A 19090-nucleotide genomic window follows, 5' to 3' on the forward strand; every position below is an offset into this window, starting at 1 on the left:
CGATTTGCATCGGGATTTTAGTATAGATTTAAAAACTATTACTTTTCAGCAACAATTTCGTATGGTAACTCAACAATTACATCTCTGTGTAAACGGATACTTGCACTGTATTTTCCAGTACGTTTTACAATACCACTAGTGATGAATTTTCTGTCGATAGCGTTTCCAGATTTTTCTAAAGCTTCAGCAATGTCGATGTTTGTGATAGAACCAAAAAGTTTTTCTCCACCAGCTTTTGCAGAAATTTTAATTTCAAGAGCTTTAATTGCTTCAGCCAATGATTTAGCATCAGCAACAACTTTAGCTTCTTTGTGTGCTCTTTGTTTTAGGTTTTCAGCTAAAACTTTTTTAGCAGAAGGAGTTGCTAAAGTAGCAAAACCTTGAGGAATTAAAAAGTTACGACCGTAACCAGGCTTTACAGATACTACATCATCTTTAAATCCTAAGTTTTGTACGTCTTGTTTTAAAATAATTTCCATGTTGTTGTCCTTATTTTTAGAAGTTAGGTTCTGCTTGAACAGAAACCAGCGACTAGATTTTTATACTATTTTAATAAATCGGCCACGTATGGCATTAAAGCTAAGTGACGAGCTCTTTTTACAGCTACAGAAACTTTTCTTTGGTATTTTAATGAAGTTCCAGTTAAACGACGAGGAAGAATTTTTCCTTGCTCGTTAACGAATTTCAATAAGAAATCAGCATCTTTATAATCGATGTATTTGATTCCTGATTTTTTGAAACGGCAATACTTTTTAGTTTTGTTAGTTTCAATGTTTAAAGGCGTTAAATATCTGATATCTCCGTCTTTTTTTCCTTTTGCAGATTGCTCGATTGTAGACATAATAATTACGCTTTAGTAGATTTTAATTTTGCTCTTCTTCTCTCAGCCCATGAAATAGCATGTTTATCTAAACTTACAGTTAAGAAACGCATAACTCTTTCATCACGTCTGAATTCAGTTTCAAAAGCTAAAAGAACTTCTCCAGCTACTTTGAATTCGAATAAGTGATAAAAACCACTTTTTTTGTTTTGGATTTCGTAAGCCATTTTTTTAAGACCCCAATCCTCTTTCGATACCATTTCAGCTCCTCTACTAGTAAGAAATTCTTCAAATTTCGTTACTGTTTCCTTCACCTGAACCTCAGATAAAACGGGATTTAAAATGAAAACAGTTTCATAATGATTCATAAATAAAAAATTTATTTGTTAAAATTGGGTGCAAAAGTAAGCATTTAATTTATATATGCAACAGTTTTTTTCTTTTATTCGTCATAATGCAAAAAAGATGCCTCAACTTTAGTTTTTTTTACAAAAAAATAATACATTTACTACTGCTATCCTGAATTTATTCTAAATTTAAATGTTATGAAACTAAACTGTGTTGTTGTAGATGATAGTTCTATACAAAGGACAATTATTGCCAAATTGGTAAATAATCACCCAGGCTTGCATTTAATCGGGGATTTTTCTAATGCAATTGAAGCAAAAAGTTGTATCTCATTAAATAATATCGATTTAATATTTCTTGATATAGAAATGCCAGTTATTAACGGCTTTGATTTTCTAGACGGATTAAAATCAAAACCGCAGATTATATTTATCACTTCTAAAGCCGAATATGCTTTAAAAGCTTTCGACTATGATGCTACCGACTATCTTCAAAAGCCTATTGCAGTGGATCGTTTTAACGCCTCTGTAAAAAGGGCAATTGATATGCATTTGCTTAAAAAAGATATCAAAGAAGAAGAAGGAGAACATATATTCATCAAAAGTAATCTAAAAAAACTTAAAATCTTTACTTCAAAAATAAAATGGATTGAAGCTTTTGGAGATTATGTAAGAGTAGTAACTGAAGACGATAGTAATCTGGTTCTTTCAACTATGAAATCTTTTGAAAATGATTTATCGAAAGACAAGTTTATCCGTGTCCACAAATCATATATTATCAATATCGATAAAGTTGAACGTTTCAATAGTAAATTTGCCGAAATAGGCATCACCAAAATACCTTTAAGCCGCAATAAAAAAGAAGATCTTGTAAAAGCACTTTCAACTTCTTCTTAATTTAGCTCGTCTTAGTAGAAATCTACATTAATCACAACTTTTATAGCTCTATATTGAGCCACAGCTTCAAAACTATTCAGCATTTTCTGGATAGTTTTTTTTGTATTCCCTAAATGAAGATTTTGCGGAATCTTAATTAATATAGTCCTAATATATTCATTTCGTATTCTGCTTATTGCAGGTTCTTCCGGACCTAAAACTGGTATTCCTAGATTTTGATTCAAAACCTGATACAGCCACATCGCTCCTTCTTTTAGTTTATCAAAATCTTTGTGCTTTAAAGTAAGCTTTATGATTCTAAAATAGGGCGGATATTTATAGATTAACCTGTCATACAACTGCTCTTTATACATACCTATATAATTATGGTTTGTAACTTGCTGAATTGTATTATGATTCGGATTGTAAGTCTGAATAACCACTTTCCCTTGTTTTTCCGATCTTCCTGCTCTTCCTGCGACTTGTGTCATCATTTGAAAACTTCGCTCAAAAGCCCTAAAATCGGGATGATGAAGCATATTGTCAGCATTCATAATTCCAACCAAGCCCACATTATCAAAATCAAGTCCTTTGGCTAGCATTTGTGTACCGACCAAAATATCAATTTCACGATTTTTAAACGCATCTATTATCTTTTCAAAACCAAATTTGCCTCGCGTAGTATCTTGATCCATTCTGGCTGTTTTCGCTTTAGGAAAAAGAGAAGTTAATTCCTGCTCTATTTGTTCCGTACCAAAACCTTTTGTAGTTAAATCTATACTTGAACAGCTATGGCAATTAGTAGGCTTTGCAATCGAATAGCCACAATAATGGCAACGAAGCTGATTTTTATGCTTATGATAAGTTAAACTCACATCGCACTGTTGGCAATGCGGAACGTGACCACAGGTTAAACATTCAATTATAGGCGAATATCCTCTCCTATTTTGGAATAAAATAACCTGCTCGCCCAATGACAATGACTCGGTAATTTCTTCAATTAGAAGATCACTAAAATGTCCTGTCATTCTTTTTCTGAAATGCTTGTCTTTTATATCAACTAAAACCACTTCAGGCAAACGGACATTTTTGTAACGTTCAGAAAGAGTTACCAATCCGTATTTATTATTTTGCGTATTAAAATAGGTTTCAATGCTAGGTGTTGCAGAACCTAATAATACTTTAGCTTTATGAAAATTAGCCAAAACTATTGCGGCATCTCTTGCATGATATCTTGGCGCTGGATCAGTCTGCTTAAAAGTCTGCTCATGTTCTTCGTCAACAATTAATAATCCTAGGTCATTAAAAGGCAAGAACAAAGCCGACCTCGCTCCTATTACAATTTGAGCTTTCGGTGAATTTTCAAGCGTTTGCCTCCAAACCTCAACTCTTTCATTATTACTGTATTTTGAATGAAAAACTGCAACTCTATCGCCAAAATGAAGGCGCAATCTAGTAACCAGCTGTGTCGTAAGCGCTATTTCTGGCAACAGATACAAAACCTGCTTTCCTGTTTCCAAATACTCTTCAATCAGCTTTATATAAATTTCCGTTTTTCCGCTCGAAGTTACCCCGTGAAGCAGACACACTTCTTTTTCTGAAAAACTATTCTTTATTCCAGAAAAAGCATTTTCTTGAGCTTCACTCAGCTGTAATTCTTTTTCTGATTTTTCACCATTAAATATAATACGATCCTGCTGTAAATAATACTCTTCAAATATTTCCTTTTCAACTAAAGACTTTACAGCTGCCGAACCTGCATTTGAAACTTCTGTAAGTTTTTTTACTGTAATAGGCTTTTTTTCTGAAGCACTAATCTGAAAATAAGCCAAAACAATTTCCCTTTGCTTGTTGGCATTTTTTAATGCTGCCAGCAATTCTTCCAAACCACTATCCGATTCATATTTTGAATGCAGTTTAACATAACGAACCAACTTTGGCTTGTACGTTTCTTTTATTTCTTCCTCTAAAAATATAATATCTTTCGCAATCAGTTTTTGCAAAATCGGAAGTATATTTTTTTTATTTAAAATCGAAGCAATTTCCTGAACCTTTAATGAACTCTGATGATGCAATGCTTCATAAATCAAAAACTCATCGTCAGAAAGTTCGCTGTCGTTTACCACAACATCGGGTTTATGCGAAATAATCGTTTCACTTTCCAGCAATAATCCACTAGGAAATGCTCCGCGATACACATCACCAATGCCGCACATATAATAATCTGCAATCCAAAGCCAGTGTTTAATCTGAATTTCGGTTGCGATTGGTTTTTCATCTAAAATCTGATGGATTTCTTTTGCTTCATATAATGTCGGAGCATTTTCATGAACATCCAAAACAAGCCCCGTATATATTTTATTTTTACCAAAAGGCACCGCAACACGCATTCCTTTTTTAATGAAATGATATTCGGCCTCAGAAATACTATAAGTAAAAGTCTTTGCTAAGGAAAGTGGTAAAATAACTTCGATGAAATACATGAAAAATTTTTATAAGTCAGTAATTATTTCTGACCGGTTTTAAGAGAAGCATTTTTTGAAAGATTATATTCCTTCACCAGCTCCAAAGTATGATTTATAGATTTATTCGTTGTTCCGCCATCATGTCCGGGAATAACGTATTTTGGGTTTTTAAATTTCGACTGAACCTTTTTTATTGATTTCTCCCATTCTTTAACATCTGCATCTCCTAAATATCCCAAATCTTTTGCTTCTTCACTTTTTATAAAACATCCGCCATAAAGAATTTTATCTTTAGCAAACCATGCTACAATATTGTCTGGCGCATGCCCTTTGCCTGGATAATATACTTCAAATTTATACTGCCCAAGCGCAAAAGTGGTATCATTTGGAATTATAAATTCAGCTCTTGGCTCATTCTTTTCTTTCAGAATATCATCTGTCAATTTAATTGAATAGGTTTTGATTCCTTTTTTTCTGTAAAAATCAAATCCGCCTGCACGATCTTCATGAGAATGTGTGCCAAAAAGCATTACAACTTCTTTATTGTGTTTTATTTTTATACTATCCAATAAAGGCTGAAACTGTGTTTTATCCCAAGGTGCATCAAAAAGCACAACACCTTTATCTGTAACTAGATACATAGCATTGGCAGAAATCAACGTTCCATTGTAATCATGAAATGTTTTATAAACATAAAAGTCACCTGTTAGATGACTTATTTGTAATGGCGAATTCTTAGATTGTCCAAAGCTGTTTGAAACTACTGCTAAGAATAAAACTATCGAAGCTAATTTTCGCATTTAAATATTAATTAATTTTTTATTCTCGTCCAGTATTGTGTTCTTCCCATTAAAGAAATTCCAACATAACCACGAAGTTTCAATTTATCTGCAGATTCTAAAGTAACATAACATTTGTATTTTTTACCGCTTGTAGGATCTAAGATTGTTCCTCCGTTATATTCAGAACCATCTTTTTTAAGTCCGTTTATAATAACCATTCCTAAAATCGGTTTGTTTTTTTCAGCACCATCACATTTTACACAAACATCTTTTTTGTGGCCTTCGCGAAGTATATCTACAATCTTTCCATAAATTTTTCCAGATTTTTCGTAAATTTCTACTATAGATTTTGCTTCACCCGTTTCATCGTCAATTGTTTTCCATTTTCCAATTACACTTTGACTTTGCATGGTTAGGGCAAAGAAGAACACTCCGATAGTTAGCATCAAGTTTTTCATATTATTTTTCTTTTTTTTGTTTTAATTTTCTGATAGAAGCATTCAATTCGAACCCTAAAAGCAGAATCATACAGTTTATCCAAATATAAAACATTAGAATTAATAATGTTCCAATTGAACCATAAAGTTCGTTGTATTTTGAAAATTTTATAACCCAAATCCCAAAAAAGAACGAAGATATAACAATTAAGATTGTGGTAAAAACAGAACCAATGCTTATAAAAGGAACTTTATTATACTGTTTTGTACCATAACGCAATAATATTGAAGATGTTATCAAGATCATTAAAACAACAAACAAATAACGCCCTAAAATAATAAGCGGAATTCGATCACTCAGTACATCCTGAATAATTGTTTTTTGAATAAAAACCTCAAAGACTACAATTGTTGCGACTGTTACAAACAAAATAATAGTCATCACAATAGATATCGCCAACGCAACTAAATATTGCTTGAAAAAACCTCTTTTATCAAAGACATGTTTAGAAGATTCAAAACCGCTTAGAATGCCATTAATTCCATTTGCCATTAAAAAAATCGAAAGAAAAAATCCAGACGAAAGCAAACCCGAATGACTATTATTTAAAATATCGCTGATAATTTTGCTGATTGCATCAAACGTATTTGGAGGAACACTCTGCTGTACGAACTGCAAAAAATCTTCCTGAAAATTATCTATCGGAATAAACGGAATCAAGTTTAAAATAAATAGCGCAAAAGGAAACAAAGCCATGAAAAAGCTAAACGAAACCGCACTTGCATGATATGAAAAAGCACCATCAACAATTCCTATGGTGTACATTTCCAACAAATCATACAATGAAAATCCCTCTAGCCAAGGCAGTTTAATTTTCTTCAAAAGTCGGGCTAATGACCGCACCACAGGCAGTTTCTCAATCCGATCTTCTATCTCTTGCGACATATTTTTTGATTTTAGATTTTAGTCCCGATAGCTATCGGGAGATTTTAGATTTACAAAAACCATAACTCCATTAAAAAGCTTTCAAACTCAAATCCATATTGTAAACAGAATGCGTTAAAGCACCTGACGAAATATAATTTACACCACATAAAGCATATTCACGAACTGTTTTTTCGCTGATATTTCCAGAAGATTCAGTTTGACATTTTGAACCAATCAAATTTACTGCCGTTTTGGTATCTTCATAATTAAAGTTGTCTATCAGGATTCTATGAACTCCGTCGCTCAATAAAATTTCTCTGATTTCATCTAAATTGCGGGCTTCAACAATAATTTTAAGATCTAGATTATTTTCCTTTAAATATTCCTTTGTTTTAGAAATAGCGCGCGTGATTCCCCCAGCAAAATCAATATGATTGTCTTTCAGCATAATCATATCATACAAAGCATAACGATGATTTTCGCCACCACCAATTTTTACAGCCCATTTCTCAGCAACTCTAAAATTTGGAGTCGTTTTACGAGTGTCTAGTATTTTAGCGTTTGTTCCTTCTAGAAGCTGCATTAAATGGTTTGTTTTAGTAGCAATCGCCGACATTCTCTGCATGGTATTTAAAACCACTCTTTCGGCTTTTAAAATAGATTGAGAGCTTCCTGAAACTTCAAAAACAATTTCGCCATATTCAACACGTGTCCCATCTTCAATAAATGTTTTTACTTTTAATTTTGGGTCAACATGTTCAAATATCATTTTAGCAAGTTCAACTCCAGCAATGATTCCCTGATCTTTTACTAATAGTTTTGCCTTACCATGGGCAGTATCTGGAATACATGCTAGCGAACTATAATCGCCTGGTCCTACATCTTCTCTAATGGCATTACTGATTAAAAGTTGTAATTCTGCTTGAAATTGAGCTTCGCTTATCATTTTTCTGTTTTTAATAATAATGCTAAATTAGGATATATTTTATGGATTTGAAAGTTCTAACAACATGAAAAATTAGATAAAACATCAAATATCTCTTTTTTAAACATTAGGATATTCACAAAAATAAAGTTACAATTCTTAACAATACTTAATCTCTTAATAAGAGATCAATTAAATATCTTTGGAGTTCAATCAAGCAAAATTTATGGGATTAATTAAAGATATTTACTCGGTTTCTTTTTACGAAAAATTTGGTCAGGCTGTCGCCGGAGCGCATCCATCATTCAAAAAAGAGAAATTCATTGAAGCAATTTACGAAGGCAATTTTGCTCAAAAAGAATGGAAAGAAAGAATGAAGCACACAACAGTGGTTTTGCATCAGTTTATGCCACAAAATTTTCCTGAAGCCGTTGCTTTAATTGATAAAATCATCGAAAATTTAAAGAAAAATAGTTTTACTGATGGCAATTTGGCTTTCATTTTTTTTGCCGATTATATTGAAAATTACGGTTTAGACGATTTTGAAACATCTGTAAAAGCCTTTGTTTCTATCACACAATTTATAAGTTGCGAATTTGCAGTTCGTCCTTTCATTTTAAAATATAAAGAAAGAATGATTGACGAAATGATAAAATGGTCCTTACACGAAAATCATCACGTTCGCAGATTGGCAAGTGAAGGTTCACGACCGAGATTACCGTGGGCAATGGCAATTCCGTTTTTGAAGAAAGACCCTTCTCCTATTCTTCCTATTTTAGAGAACTTAAAAAACGATCCTTCAGAATACGTCCGAAGAAGCGTAGCCAATAATTTAAATGATATTGCTAAAGATAATCCGCAGATTGTATTAGAAATTGCTTCAATGTGGAAAGGCCACAGCAAAGAAACAGACGGAATTATTAAACATGGAAGCCGAACTTTACTGAAACAAGGACATCCTGAAATTTTAAGCCATTATGGTTTAGAAAGCACAAATATTGAACTTTCGTCTTTCGAAATCAAAACGCCAACTGTAAAAATTGGAGATTATCTTCAGTTTCATTTTCACTTGAATAATAAAAACGAAGCCCCAAAAACAGTTCGTTTAGAATATGCTGTCCATTATAAAAAAGCAAAAGGACATTTGGCTAAAAAAGTATTCAAAATCAGTGAGAAAATTTTTCAACCGAATCAATTAACTAAGATTGAGAGAAACCAGTCTTTTAAAGTCATCACAACGCGAGTTTTTCATACTGGAATTCATCAATTATCGATTATTATTAATGGAACTGAGAGTGAAGTTTTGGAGTTTGAATTGATTGATTAATGCTCCCATTTTAATGCTCCAGCGGAGCAGAATATTTATAGTCTAATATCGTCATCTTCCACAAAAGAGCTCCAGCGGAGCGGCATATTTATTTCGCCCCGCTGGGGCTTTGTCGTTGTGGCAACCTTATTATTCTACAAATATTTCGTCCCTCTGGGACTTTTTAAAACTAAATTTAATCATCAACTAAAAACTTAACCAACGTTTTTCCTTACTTTTATAATTCAAAAAAAATCAAAAACAACTTTTCTTAATCTAAATTAAGTTACAGATTTCTATCACCACCGTAATTTTGTTTTCAAATAAAAAATACCACATGTCAAATATTAGTTTAATTATCGAAGAACGCGCTGCCAATATTGGCAATTTTATGGTAGGCCGTTTATTGCCTTTCCGCGAAAAAAGAGCAGTTGGACCATTTGTCTTTATCGATCATATGGGACCCGCACATTTAAGTGATCATGAAAATATGGATGTTCCTCCGCATCCGCATATCGGACTTTCTACTTTGACATTTTTGTTTGAAGGAAGCATTATGCATCGCGATAGTTTAGGAACAGAATTAGAAATAAAACCGGGAGCAGTAAACTGGATGACGGCTGGAAAAGGAATCGTTCATTCCGAAAGAACTCCAGAATATTTAAGACATTCAGATAAAATGCTTCACGGATTGCAGATTTGGGTGGCGCTCCCGAAAGAATTGGAACAAATGGAGCCTAATTTCACACATGTTGAAGCAGATGACATTCCAGCTTGGGAAGAAGATGGCGTTTCATACAAATTAATTGCTGGCGAAGCATTTGGCAGAAAATCACCTGTTCCTGTTTACAGTCCATTATATTTTATTGAAATTAAAAGCAAAGAAGCTAAGAAAATTAATATCGGACATCATTTGTTCGGAGAAAGCGGATTGTATATTTTAGATGGAAGCATTAAAAATGGCGAACATACATACGATCCAAGACAAATTTTAATTACAACCGAAGCTTCTCTTTGTGAATTTGAAATTGCTGAAAACTCAACAGTTTATATTTTTGGAGGAGAACCTTTTCCTGAAGAGCATTTTATCTTTTGGAACTTTGTTTCATCAGACAAAAACCTCATCGAAAAAGCAAAAACTGACTGGACAAACCAAACTTTTCTAAAAGTTCCAGGAGAAACAGAATTTGTTCCATTACCAGAACCAAGAATTAAATAACTTATGGATACTGTAAAAGCAACAATAGACACACGAAAATATCGCACAGAAATAACTTCTAAAACAGGGAATATTCTAATTGCTGACGAACCGCAAGATGTGGGCGGAAAAAATTTAGGATTTAGTCCGTTTGAGCTTTTGGCTTCCTCTCTTGCTTCCTGCACTTTAATTACATTAAGAATGTACATTGACCGCAAAGCTTGGGATGTTTCAGAACTTACAATTTGGGTGGATTTTGAAAAGAATGAAGAACATACTGTTTCTTTATTTTCGACCAAAATTTTAATTACCGGAAATGTAGACGATGCTCAGAAACAGCGAATTTTGAAAATTGCTAACAGCTGTCCTGTCCATAAAACACTTATAAACACAATTAAAATAGAAACTTCTTTAGTATAAAACAATATGGAAATTCAACAAATAAACGATATAAGAAAAGGCTATTTTGAAGCCATCGAAGACGGAAAGGAAGCTGGAAAAATGACCTACACTTGGGCAGGAGATTCAAAATTCATCATTGACCATACCGAAGTAAGCCCTGATTTTAACGGAAAAGGTGTCGGCAAAAAACTGGTTATGGCCGCCGTAGAATATGCGAGAAATAACAACTTAAAAATTATTCCACTTTGCCCTTTCGCAAAAAGCGTTTTTGATAAACTTCCTGAAATACATGATGTACTTTTTTCTTGAGTTTCTAAGACTCTGAGATGCTAAGGTTCTAAGTTTTTTTTAACCGCAATCCCGATAGCTATCGGGAGCGAAGAATTACGTAAGGTTCGCAAAGTTTTTTAACACAAAACTTTGCGGACTTTGCGTTTATATTAGGTTTAGTATATCAGAAAACCTTGCGCTCTTTGCGGTAAAACTCACCACAACAAAAAACAAATTTTCAAATTTCTCCGAAAACTCGTATATTTGCGCGTAATTTAATCTTAGAGTATGACAAGAATAATTACGCTTTTCTGTTTTTTCATAGCACAAATCGGCTTTTCTCAATCGGCTGAGAGTTATTTAGAAAAAATCAGAAATAATGAAGCTCTCTTAACAGCTTTCTTTCAACAAATGCCTAAAGGAGGCGATTTACACCACCATTTTTCAGGATCAGTTTATGCAGAACCTCTTTTGGAAAGAGCTATTGCAGAAGACTTTTATTTGAATCTTGAAACAATGGCAGTTTCTAAAACCAAACCTGCAAACGGAAACTGGGAAAACTTTTCATCTCTTAAAAATAAAGGAAAATTAGAGTATTACGAACAGCAGATCATGCAGACTTGGTCGGTAAAAGATTATAACGGGTCGGTTCCTTCTGACGATCAGTTTTTTGATTCTTTTATGAAATTTGAGCCTACTATTCAAGGTCATTTTGCAGAAGGAATGCTAGAATTAAAGAAACGCGCCATTGCAGAAAATGTAACTTACATTGAAACACAATTATCTACAATTCCTTGTGATATGAATGTTTCAGATTTAGCTGATTTCAATACTAAACTTCGCCAAGCTTCAGAACAAAAAGATGAAAAAGCAGTTTTGAAACTTTTGGATGAATTGTATAAATCGCTTCAGAAAAAAGATGCAAAAAAATATGCTGAAGATTTCAACAATAATTTCATAGCCAAATTGCATAAAGATTTAAAAATGGACGACGAACGTTTTACAATGCGTTATCAAAACTTTGTACTTCGTTTTATGGATCCAGTAGATTTATTCAAAAATTTGGTGATTGCTTTTATTTCGTCAAGCGAAAGTAAACTAACAGCAGGTGTAAATATCGTTTCTCCAGAACACGGACAAACTTCTATGAAAGATTACTGGTTACACATGGTGATGTTTAAATACTGCCACGATAAATTTCCTGATGTAAAATATACGCTTCATGCAGGCGAATTGACTTTAGGTTTAGTGCAGCCAGAAGAATTGACCTGGCACATCAACGATGCGATTTATGTTGCAGGCGCAAATAGAATTGGTCACGGAGTTGATATTGCTTATGAAGCCAATTCGTATGATTTATTAAAATATATGTCTAAAAACAATATTCCAGTTGAAATCAATTTAACGAGCAACGAATTCATCTTAAAAGTAAAAGAAAACAGACATCCGTTTACACTTTATAAAGAATTTAATGTTCCAATTGTGATTAGCACAGACGATGCAGGAATTTTGAGAAGTAATATGACAGAGCAATATGTTTTACTGGCAAAAAGATATCCTGATGTAAATTATGAAACAATTAAAAAATACGTTTACAACAGCATCAATTACAGTTTTATTCAAGATGCTTCGGTAAAAAAGCAATTAATCAAAGATCTAGATAACCGTTTTAAAACTTTTGAAGCGAAGTTTAACAACTAAACGAAATCCGACAGGTTTTAAAAACCTGTCGGGTTTGATAACAGTAAACTATGATATTAGAAGCAGCATTTCTTTACGTAAAACCAGACTTAGCCAATCAATTTGAAGCTGATTTTGCAAAGGCAGGTCAATACATTTCTTCAATTGATGGTTATTTAGGGCATCGATTAGAGAAATGTCTTGAAATTGAACATAAATATCTTTTGTTGGTCGATTGGAATACATTAGAAGATCATACAGTAGGCTTTAGAACTTCTGAAGCTTATTTAGAATGGAAAAAGATTTTACATCATTATTACGAATCGTTTCCAATTGTAGAACATTTTGAAACCGTTTTTGAGAATAAAAAATAAAGTTTTTCATTTTGCCACAGATTAAAATGATTAAAAAGGATTTTTTATTTCCCTTTAAATAATCTGTGAAAATCCTTTTAATCTGTGGCAAAAAAATAAATTCGTGCGAATTAATGCAATTCGTGGCAAAAAAACTTAACCAATGAACATCAAACTTATAGCAATAGGCAAAACAGATAATAAATCGCTTCAGACTTTGATAGACGATTACACCAAACGCCTGTCATTTTACATCAAATTTGATTTGGAAATTATTCCCGATATCAAAAACGTAAAAAACTTATCTGAAAGTCAGCAGAAAGAAAAAGAAGGCGAATTGATTCTTTCTAAACTTTCAGCAACCGATCAGTTAATTTTATTGGATGAAAACGGAAAAACATTCTCAAGCGTTGGTTTTTCTGAAGAATTACAGAAGAAAATGAATTCTGGAGTTAAAACTTTAGTTTTCGTAATTGGTGGTCCTTACGGATTTTCTGAAACGGTTTATAAAAAAGCCCAGGGAAAAGTCTCGCTTTCGCTAATGACATTTTCACACCAAATGGTTCGTTTATTTTTTATCGAACAATTATACCGCGGATTTACCATTTTACGCAACGAACCTTATCATCACCAATAAGGTTTTGTTTCAAGTTTCAGGTTTCAGGTTAGAAAATGAATTCTACTGGAAGTACATCAAGATTGTAAGTCACATCTTTTTGCAGTAGAATTTTATATTGAATGTATTCTTCATAACTCATATTCTTATCAAATAAAAATACCAAATCTGGCACTTTATCAAACTTTATACTATAAAAATGCTTTAATATTTCTGATATTTTTATTTCCTGATTTCCCATAAAAACTCGTTTCTTTCCTTTACTAAAGTAAACCACAAAACTTCCTGCAGTAGGTTTCTCCATTTTATAGAACACTTTCGTGAAAGGAAGAAAAGTTAAATTCTTTCCAATAGAATCTGCATAAGAATAATAGTTTTCAGATTCTTCATTCTGGTGCATTTTCTCGTTACGCTTTTTTTCCTGCATTTTCATTACTTGCGGAATCACTAATTTCAATGGAAGACGTTTGTCTATATTTAAAATCCAATTGGTTGAAATTATGGCACTTTTCCGATTTAAATCGGCAATTGTATCTTTTCCTTCGACTTTAAAAAAGATGTAAATCGGCGAATGATCTTGTACATCTTTTACAATTGAAACATTTGATTTTGGCAGTAAAACGTCTTCTTTTTTTCCGCAGGAGAAAAGTAGGAAAGCTACAATTAGGGTAAAGTATTTCATATTTTTAAAATTCATTTTACACAAAGTTTGTCATTTCGACTAAGGAGAAATCTTCGCAAGTAACTCCGTAACAAGAATCCATTCTTTGTCAATATAGCAACGAAGATTTCTCCTTCATCGAAATGACAAAACTGGCGATTTATAAACTCATTTTATTAAACAAAGTAACACATTCCACAGCTTCTTTCACGTCATGAACACGAAGAATTTTTGCTCCTTTTGTCAAAGCAATAGTATTTAAGAAAGTTGTTCCGTTTAAAGCTTCTTGTGGTGTAATATCAAGCGTTTTATAAATCATCGATTTTCTTGAAATTCCTACCAAAACAGGCAATTCTAACAAATTAAAAAGTTCCATTTTCTGCATTACTTCATAATTCTGATCGGTTGTTTTAGCAAAACCAAAACCTGGATCTAAAATCAAGTCGTTGATGCCTAATGCTCTTGCTTTTTTCACTTTTTCAGAAAAATAGGAAAGCATTTCTTTAATAATATCGTCATATTGCGTCAAACTCTGCATCGTCTGCGGATTTCCTCGCATATGCATCATAATGTACGGAACGTTGTAATGCGCAATAACATCAAACATTTTATCATCTAGTTCTCCCGAAGCAATATCATTAATAATTGCAGCACCACTTTCTATACTTGCTTTTGCAACCTCAGCTCTAAAAGTATCAATTGATAATAAAGCTTCTGGAAAATGCTTTAAAATCAATTCAATTGCAGGAACAATTCGGTCAATTTCTTCTTGTTCCGTTACAAATTCTGCACTTGGTTTGCTAGAATATGCTCCAATATCAATGAATGTTGCACCTTCAGAAAGCATTTTATCTACTTGCGAAATAATTTCGTCTTCGTTTTTATATTTTCCTCCGTCAAAGAAAGAATTTGGTGTAACGTTTAGAATCCCCATTACTTTAGGAATCGATAAATCTATAAGTTCACCTTTGCAGTTAATTGTCATTGTTTATTTTGTTTCAGGTTCCAAGTTCCAAGTTCTGCATTAACACTTTGTTTAGAAAAAACTTGAAACAAAGCGAACCTTAAACTTGAAACTCTTAAAAAATTATCCTTATTTTTGAAGAAATTTTAGCAAATATACAGCATATAAATGAAGAATACTTCCCAAGAATTTGATAATGTTATAGCGGTTTGTCGCACTTTGTTTATCAATAAAATGAAAGATTACGGCAGTGCATGGAGAATTTTAAGATTGCCATCGCTGACTGATCAAATTTTTATAAAAGCACAACGAATCAGAAGTTTACAGGAAAATGAAGTCCGTAAAGTCGATGAGGATGAAAAAGGAGAATTTATCGGAATCATCAATTATTCTATCATGGCTTTAATTCAGTTAGAGTTGGGCGTTGTGGATCAGCCGGATCTTGATGTTGAAAAAGCAACTGAATTATACGATGCTAAAGTAAAATTGACAAAAGAATTAATGGAAGCCAAAAACCACGATTATGGCGAAGCTTGGCGTGATATGCGCGTTAGCTCTTTAACAGATTTGATTCTTCAAAAACTACTCCGCGTTAAACAAATTGAAGACAATAAAGGAAAAACAATCGTCTCTGAAGGAATCGATGCCAATTATCAGGATATGATTAATTATTCTGTTTTTGCTTTAATCTTAAACCCTATAAATAAATAAAATTTCAATTTTAAAAAATCCCAAAATTTTATCGAAAAGTTGGAATTTGGAATTTTAGTTTTGGAATTTTAAAATCATTATTTTTATGAAAAACATCATTACCCAATTCTCCCGATTATTTGTCGGCGTCTTATTTATTATTTCTGGATTAATAAAACTAAACGACCCTATTGGTTTCTCTTATAAACTAGCTGAATATTTTAGTGAGCCTGTTTTCAATATGCCTTTCTTAGAACCATTGGCTTTAGGATTAGCGATCTTTTTAGTGATTTTAGAAGTAGTTTTAGGTGTAATGCTTTTGGTTGGCTACAAATCAAAACTAACAATCTGGGCTTTATTATTGCTAATCGTTTTCTTTACATTCCTTACTTTCTACTCTGCTTATTTTGATGTCGTAAAAGATTGTGGCTGTTTTGGAGACGCTTTACACTTAACGCCTTGGCAATCATTCACAAAAGACGTTGTTTTATTATTCTTTATCTTGATTTTATTCATCAATAAAAAATTGGTAAAACCTTTATTTTCAAAATTGGTTACCAATATTATTACTTTAATCAGCATTATTTTATGTGTATTTATGGCTGTTTGGGTTATCAATCATAACCCAATCAAAGATTTCCGCCCATATAAAGTAGGAACAAACATCGAGAAAGGAATGGAAATTCCAGAAGGTGCCCCAAAATCGGTTGTAGAAATGATTTTTATCTATAAAGTAAATGGCGTTGACAAAGAATTTACAGAAAAGGATTTAATGAATATTCCCGAAGGCGCTGTATTTGTTGACAGAAAAGACAAAGTAATTTCTGAGGGATATGTTCCGCCAATTCATGATTTTACGATGACAAAAGATGATTCTGACTATAAAGAAGAATTATTAAAGGAACCAAAATTACTAATCTATGTAACTTACGATTTGAATTTGTCAAATCCTGAAGGAATGAAAAAATTAGCTAAAGTTACTGCAGATGCAAAAGCAAAAGGCTACAAAGTAATTGGGATGACCGCTTCTGGAGCTGACGAAATTGCTAAAGCTAAAAAAGATTACGCTTTAGATATTGATTTCTATTTCTGCGATGGAACAGCTTTAAAAACGGTTGAAAGAGCCAATCCAAGCATTGTTGTGGTTCATGACGGAACTATCGCTCAAAAAGTACATTACAATGATGTTGATGATTTGAAATTGTAATACTTCAAAAAAAATCAAAAGCGCCAGCAAACAATACGTTTGCTGGCGCTTTTGATTTTTAGGATTCTTGTTAAAAGTTAACTTTTAGATTACGAATAATAATCCTACATTTGAGCAAACCAAAAACTATTTTAACCATGAAAAAATTGCTAAAGATTTCCGCTATTCTAGTTTTATTTTTTGCTGCAGGCTGTGATTCTGCTGAAACAAACTGTTCAACAGGACCTTTTGGACTTACTTTCGAATTTGTTGATAAAGATTCCGGAGCTAATTTGTTTAACAATGGCACCTTTACCCCGCAAACACCTGTGACAGTAACAGATTTAAATCAAAATAAGATAATTCAGACCACTTATCTGAAAAGCAACAATTCAGATCGTGCTTTGTTAGTATTAGCATTTGAAGCAGGAACATTTAATTATGCTGTAAATATTGGAGGCAAACCTGTTTTTGAATTACTTGTTGTTACAGAAAATGTAAAAGGAAGTCAATGCAGTAGTATCGTAAAAAAGGCATTTGAAGTTAAAAATGCTGAATATGAAGAAGAAAAAACAACTGGGATTTATAAAATTTTAATGGATACAAAAAACTAAAATCGATTTAAATCCATTTTTATATTCTACATAATCTACTCATGAAAAAACTCTTTCAAACACTTACTTTCACGTTCTCCATTTTATTTTGCATTGCGGGTTTCGGTCAAACAAAAAATGAAAATCAACGCTATATCTTCTTTTTTCACAACAAATTTGTACAAGAAAACGATCTAAATGTCGCTCATCCTGAATATGGAAAAGCCGAGTATAACGAAATATTAGAATCATTCAGAAAGGATAATTTTATTGTTTTTAGTGAAAAAAGAAAGAAAAACACAAACTCTGCTGAATATGCCCAGAAGATGGCAAAGCAAATCAAAAGTCTTATAAAGAAAGGCGTTTCACCAAATCACATTACAGTAATCGGAACGTCCCAAGGTGGTTATATCGCTCAATTTGTTTCAACTTATCTTTCTAATCCAGATGTGAATTTTGTTTTTATAGGTTGTTTTATGGACACCGATATACAACAAATCACAGATATTAATTGGTGCGGAAATATTTTGACTATTTATGAGAAATCAGATATTTACGGAGTTTCTGCTATTAAAAGAAAAGAAACTTCTAAATGCAAAATAGATCATTTCAAGGAAATTGAATTGAATACTGGCCTAAAACATGGCTTTTTGTACAAAGCCACAGACAATTGGATTGCTCCAAGCAAAAAATGGGCAAATGGCAATTATGAATTAAATTAAGTATTTGAAAATATAAAGAAAGCCTTCAATAAAATCAAAATTATTGAAGGCTTTCTTTATTGCAATCTGACGTTTTTTTGATTAAAATCTTTTTCTAAAAATAAATTTTTTATCATTTTTTTATTTGCAAAATATCTTCGCTAGAAAAAAACACCTTTTTTCATCTCTACTATTACGATTTCAAAACACTTTTTTCAACCAAAAAACGTTGTTTTGTTACAAAATAAACGACTCTTCAAATTTTGTTAATCTGCAATTGGCATTCGATTTGTTTGTTTAACTTTGTGAATTCAGTACCCTAATAAAAAATAATTTTAATCAAATATGAAACAATTAGTCCTAGCCGTAATTGCATTTATTTCTTTTTCATGCACTCAAGCTCAGAAAACTGCTTTTTCTAAAGAAGCTCTGTCTGAGAAATTACTAGCCACTGACGGAAGTCAGGTTACTTTCAAAAACATTTTAAAAAAATATAAAGGAAAAACTTTGGTTATCGAAGTTTGGGCTTCTTGGTGTGGTGACTGTGTAAAAGCAATGCCAAAATTAAAAGAATTACAAGCCAATAATCCTGATGTTTCTTACCTATTTGTTTCAGCTGATAAAACAGCTGATAAATGGAAAGCTGGAATCGAAAAACATGAGTTAAATAAAGGCGATCATTATATGATGAACGATGGCATGAAAGGTCTTTTCGGAAAAGCTATTGATTTGGACTGGATTCCAAGATATATCGTAGTTGACAAAACAGGAAAAATTGTTTTATACAGAGCGATCGAAACTGATTTCGAAAAAATTAATTCTACTTTACAATCATTGAAATAATCTTTCAATAAGAATATCAAAATTCAATTTAAATTTTGACTTCTTTC

The 19090-nt window shown here is 32.5% G+C and carries 23 protein-coding genes; 13 read left to right on the forward strand and 10 right to left on the reverse strand.

Translation table 11 applies throughout. From position 1 onward, the window contains the following. Positions 1 to 38: 38 nt before the first annotated feature. The 3 genes from rplI to rpsF form a co-directional block, all read right to left on the reverse strand. Positions 39 to 479 (reverse strand): 50S ribosomal protein L9, encoded by a 441-nt coding sequence (gene rplI, locus AAYQ05_RS11290; RefSeq protein WP_177210020.1) that lies wholly within the window; start codon positions 477 to 479, stop codon positions 39 to 41. 65 nt (positions 480 to 544) lie between these two features. After that, complete coding sequence (rpsR, locus tag AAYQ05_RS11295) at positions 545 to 841, reverse strand: 30S ribosomal protein S18 (protein ID WP_002987043.1); 297 nt, start codon at positions 839 to 841, stop codon at positions 545 to 547. A gap of 5 nt (positions 842 to 846) precedes the next feature. Then, positions 847 to 1188, reverse strand: coding sequence for a 30S ribosomal protein S6 (gene rpsF / locus AAYQ05_RS11300; protein ID WP_068842999.1), 342 nt, complete (start codon positions 1186 to 1188; stop codon positions 847 to 849). Between the two features lie 177 nt (positions 1189 to 1365). Here rpsF and AAYQ05_RS11305 point away from each other — a divergent pair, with 177 nt between their 5' ends. After that, on the forward strand, positions 1366 to 2064 hold the full coding sequence (locus tag AAYQ05_RS11305) for a LytR/AlgR family response regulator transcription factor (protein WP_008463025.1): 699 nt from the start codon (positions 1366 to 1368) through the stop codon (positions 2062 to 2064). Between the two features lie 11 nt (positions 2065 to 2075). Here AAYQ05_RS11305 and priA read toward each other — a convergent pair whose 3' ends face one another. The 5 genes from priA to nadC all read right to left on the reverse strand — a co-directional run bounded on the left by priA (position 2076) and on the right by nadC (position 7601). Then, positions 2076 to 4526: a replication restart helicase PriA gene (gene priA, locus AAYQ05_RS11310; protein ID WP_343543395.1), complete on the reverse strand. Its 2451-nt coding sequence runs from the start codon at positions 4524 to 4526 to the stop codon at positions 2076 to 2078. A 23-nt stretch (positions 4527 to 4549) separates the two neighbouring features. Next, positions 4550 to 5308, reverse strand: a complete 759-nt coding sequence (bla-B1-FLAV, locus tag AAYQ05_RS11315; RefSeq protein ID WP_343543397.1) for a subclass B1 metallo-beta-lactamase — start codon at positions 5306 to 5308, stop codon at positions 4550 to 4552. 11 nt (positions 5309 to 5319) lie between these two features. Then, positions 5320 to 5748, reverse strand: coding sequence for a DUF2147 domain-containing protein (locus tag AAYQ05_RS11320; protein WP_177210023.1), 429 nt, complete (start codon positions 5746 to 5748; stop codon positions 5320 to 5322). Position 5749: 1 nt separating this feature from the next. After that, positions 5750 to 6673, reverse strand: coding sequence for a YihY/virulence factor BrkB family protein (locus AAYQ05_RS11325; RefSeq protein ID WP_177210024.1), 924 nt, complete (start codon positions 6671 to 6673; stop codon positions 5750 to 5752). Between the two features lie 70 nt (positions 6674 to 6743). Next, positions 6744 to 7601, reverse strand: coding sequence for a carboxylating nicotinate-nucleotide diphosphorylase (nadC, locus tag AAYQ05_RS11330; protein WP_343543399.1), 858 nt, complete (start codon positions 7599 to 7601; stop codon positions 6744 to 6746). Positions 7602 to 7806: 205 nt separating this feature from the next. Here nadC and AAYQ05_RS11335 point away from each other — a divergent pair, with 205 nt between their 5' ends. The 7 genes from AAYQ05_RS11335 (at position 7807) to rlmH (ending at position 13426) form a co-directional block, all read left to right on the forward strand. Then, the gene (locus AAYQ05_RS11335) at positions 7807 to 8907 is read left to right on the forward strand and encodes a DNA alkylation repair protein (RefSeq protein ID WP_343543400.1); all 1101 of its coding nucleotides are present in this window, start codon (positions 7807 to 7809) and stop codon (positions 8905 to 8907) included. 316 nt (positions 8908 to 9223) lie between these two features. After that, positions 9224 to 10105: a pirin family protein gene (locus tag AAYQ05_RS11340; protein WP_343543402.1), complete on the forward strand. Its 882-nt coding sequence runs from the start codon at positions 9224 to 9226 to the stop codon at positions 10103 to 10105. Positions 10106 to 10108: 3 nt separating this feature from the next. After that, positions 10109 to 10504 (forward strand): OsmC family protein, encoded by a 396-nt coding sequence (locus AAYQ05_RS11345; protein ID WP_343543404.1) that lies wholly within the window; start codon positions 10109 to 10111, stop codon positions 10502 to 10504. A gap of 6 nt (positions 10505 to 10510) precedes the next feature. After that, positions 10511 to 10795 (forward strand): GNAT family N-acetyltransferase, encoded by a 285-nt coding sequence (locus AAYQ05_RS11350; protein WP_343543406.1) that lies wholly within the window; start codon positions 10511 to 10513, stop codon positions 10793 to 10795. A gap of 249 nt (positions 10796 to 11044) precedes the next feature. Continuing rightward, on the forward strand, positions 11045 to 12457 hold the full coding sequence (locus AAYQ05_RS11355) for an adenosine deaminase (RefSeq protein ID WP_343543408.1): 1413 nt from the start codon (positions 11045 to 11047) through the stop codon (positions 12455 to 12457). 50 nt (positions 12458 to 12507) lie between these two features. Further along, on the forward strand, positions 12508 to 12810 hold the full coding sequence (locus AAYQ05_RS11360; protein ID WP_343543410.1) for an antibiotic biosynthesis monooxygenase family protein: 303 nt from the start codon (positions 12508 to 12510) through the stop codon (positions 12808 to 12810). Positions 12811 to 12952: 142 nt separating this feature from the next. After that, positions 12953 to 13426: a 23S rRNA (pseudouridine(1915)-N(3))-methyltransferase RlmH gene (gene rlmH / locus AAYQ05_RS11365; RefSeq protein ID WP_035648259.1), complete on the forward strand. Its 474-nt coding sequence runs from the start codon at positions 12953 to 12955 to the stop codon at positions 13424 to 13426. A gap of 28 nt (positions 13427 to 13454) precedes the next feature. Here rlmH and AAYQ05_RS11370 read toward each other — a convergent pair whose 3' ends face one another. Together AAYQ05_RS11370 and folP are read right to left on the reverse strand one after the other, a co-directional pair. Beyond that, entirely contained in the window at positions 13455 to 14087 is a 633-nt protein-coding gene (locus AAYQ05_RS11370; protein WP_343543413.1) for a hypothetical protein, read from the reverse strand. 139 nt (positions 14088 to 14226) lie between these two features. Further along, positions 14227 to 15051 carry a dihydropteroate synthase gene (gene folP, locus AAYQ05_RS11375; RefSeq protein ID WP_343543414.1) on the reverse strand — a complete coding sequence of 275 codons (825 nt, stop codon included), beginning with the start codon at positions 15049 to 15051 and terminating at the stop codon, positions 14227 to 14229. A gap of 147 nt (positions 15052 to 15198) precedes the next feature. Between folP and AAYQ05_RS11380 the strand changes: the two genes are divergently transcribed. The 5 genes from AAYQ05_RS11380 (at position 15199) to AAYQ05_RS11400 (ending at position 19043) form a co-directional block, all read left to right on the forward strand. Then, on the forward strand, positions 15199 to 15741 hold the full coding sequence (locus AAYQ05_RS11380) for a DUF1599 domain-containing protein (protein ID WP_177210035.1): 543 nt from the start codon (positions 15199 to 15201) through the stop codon (positions 15739 to 15741). 85 nt (positions 15742 to 15826) lie between these two features. Beyond that, a complete protein-coding gene (locus AAYQ05_RS11385) occupies positions 15827 to 16927 on the forward strand; it encodes a BT_3928 family protein (protein WP_343543416.1) in 1101 nt (366 codons plus the stop codon). A gap of 137 nt (positions 16928 to 17064) precedes the next feature. Next, on the forward strand, positions 17065 to 17520 hold the full coding sequence (locus AAYQ05_RS11390; RefSeq protein WP_343543418.1) for a hypothetical protein: 456 nt from the start codon (positions 17065 to 17067) through the stop codon (positions 17518 to 17520). A gap of 41 nt (positions 17521 to 17561) precedes the next feature. Continuing rightward, complete coding sequence (locus AAYQ05_RS11395) at positions 17562 to 18221, forward strand: alpha/beta hydrolase (RefSeq protein ID WP_343543419.1); 660 nt, start codon at positions 17562 to 17564, stop codon at positions 18219 to 18221. 324 nt (positions 18222 to 18545) lie between these two features. Further along, entirely contained in the window at positions 18546 to 19043 is a 498-nt protein-coding gene (locus AAYQ05_RS11400; protein ID WP_343543420.1) for a TlpA family protein disulfide reductase, read from the forward strand. Positions 19044 to 19090: the final 47 nt, after the last annotated feature.

The organism is Flavobacterium movens (assembly GCF_039581425.1).
GTDB classification, from domain to species: domain Bacteria; phylum Bacteroidota; class Bacteroidia; order Flavobacteriales; family Flavobacteriaceae; genus Flavobacterium; species Flavobacterium luteolum.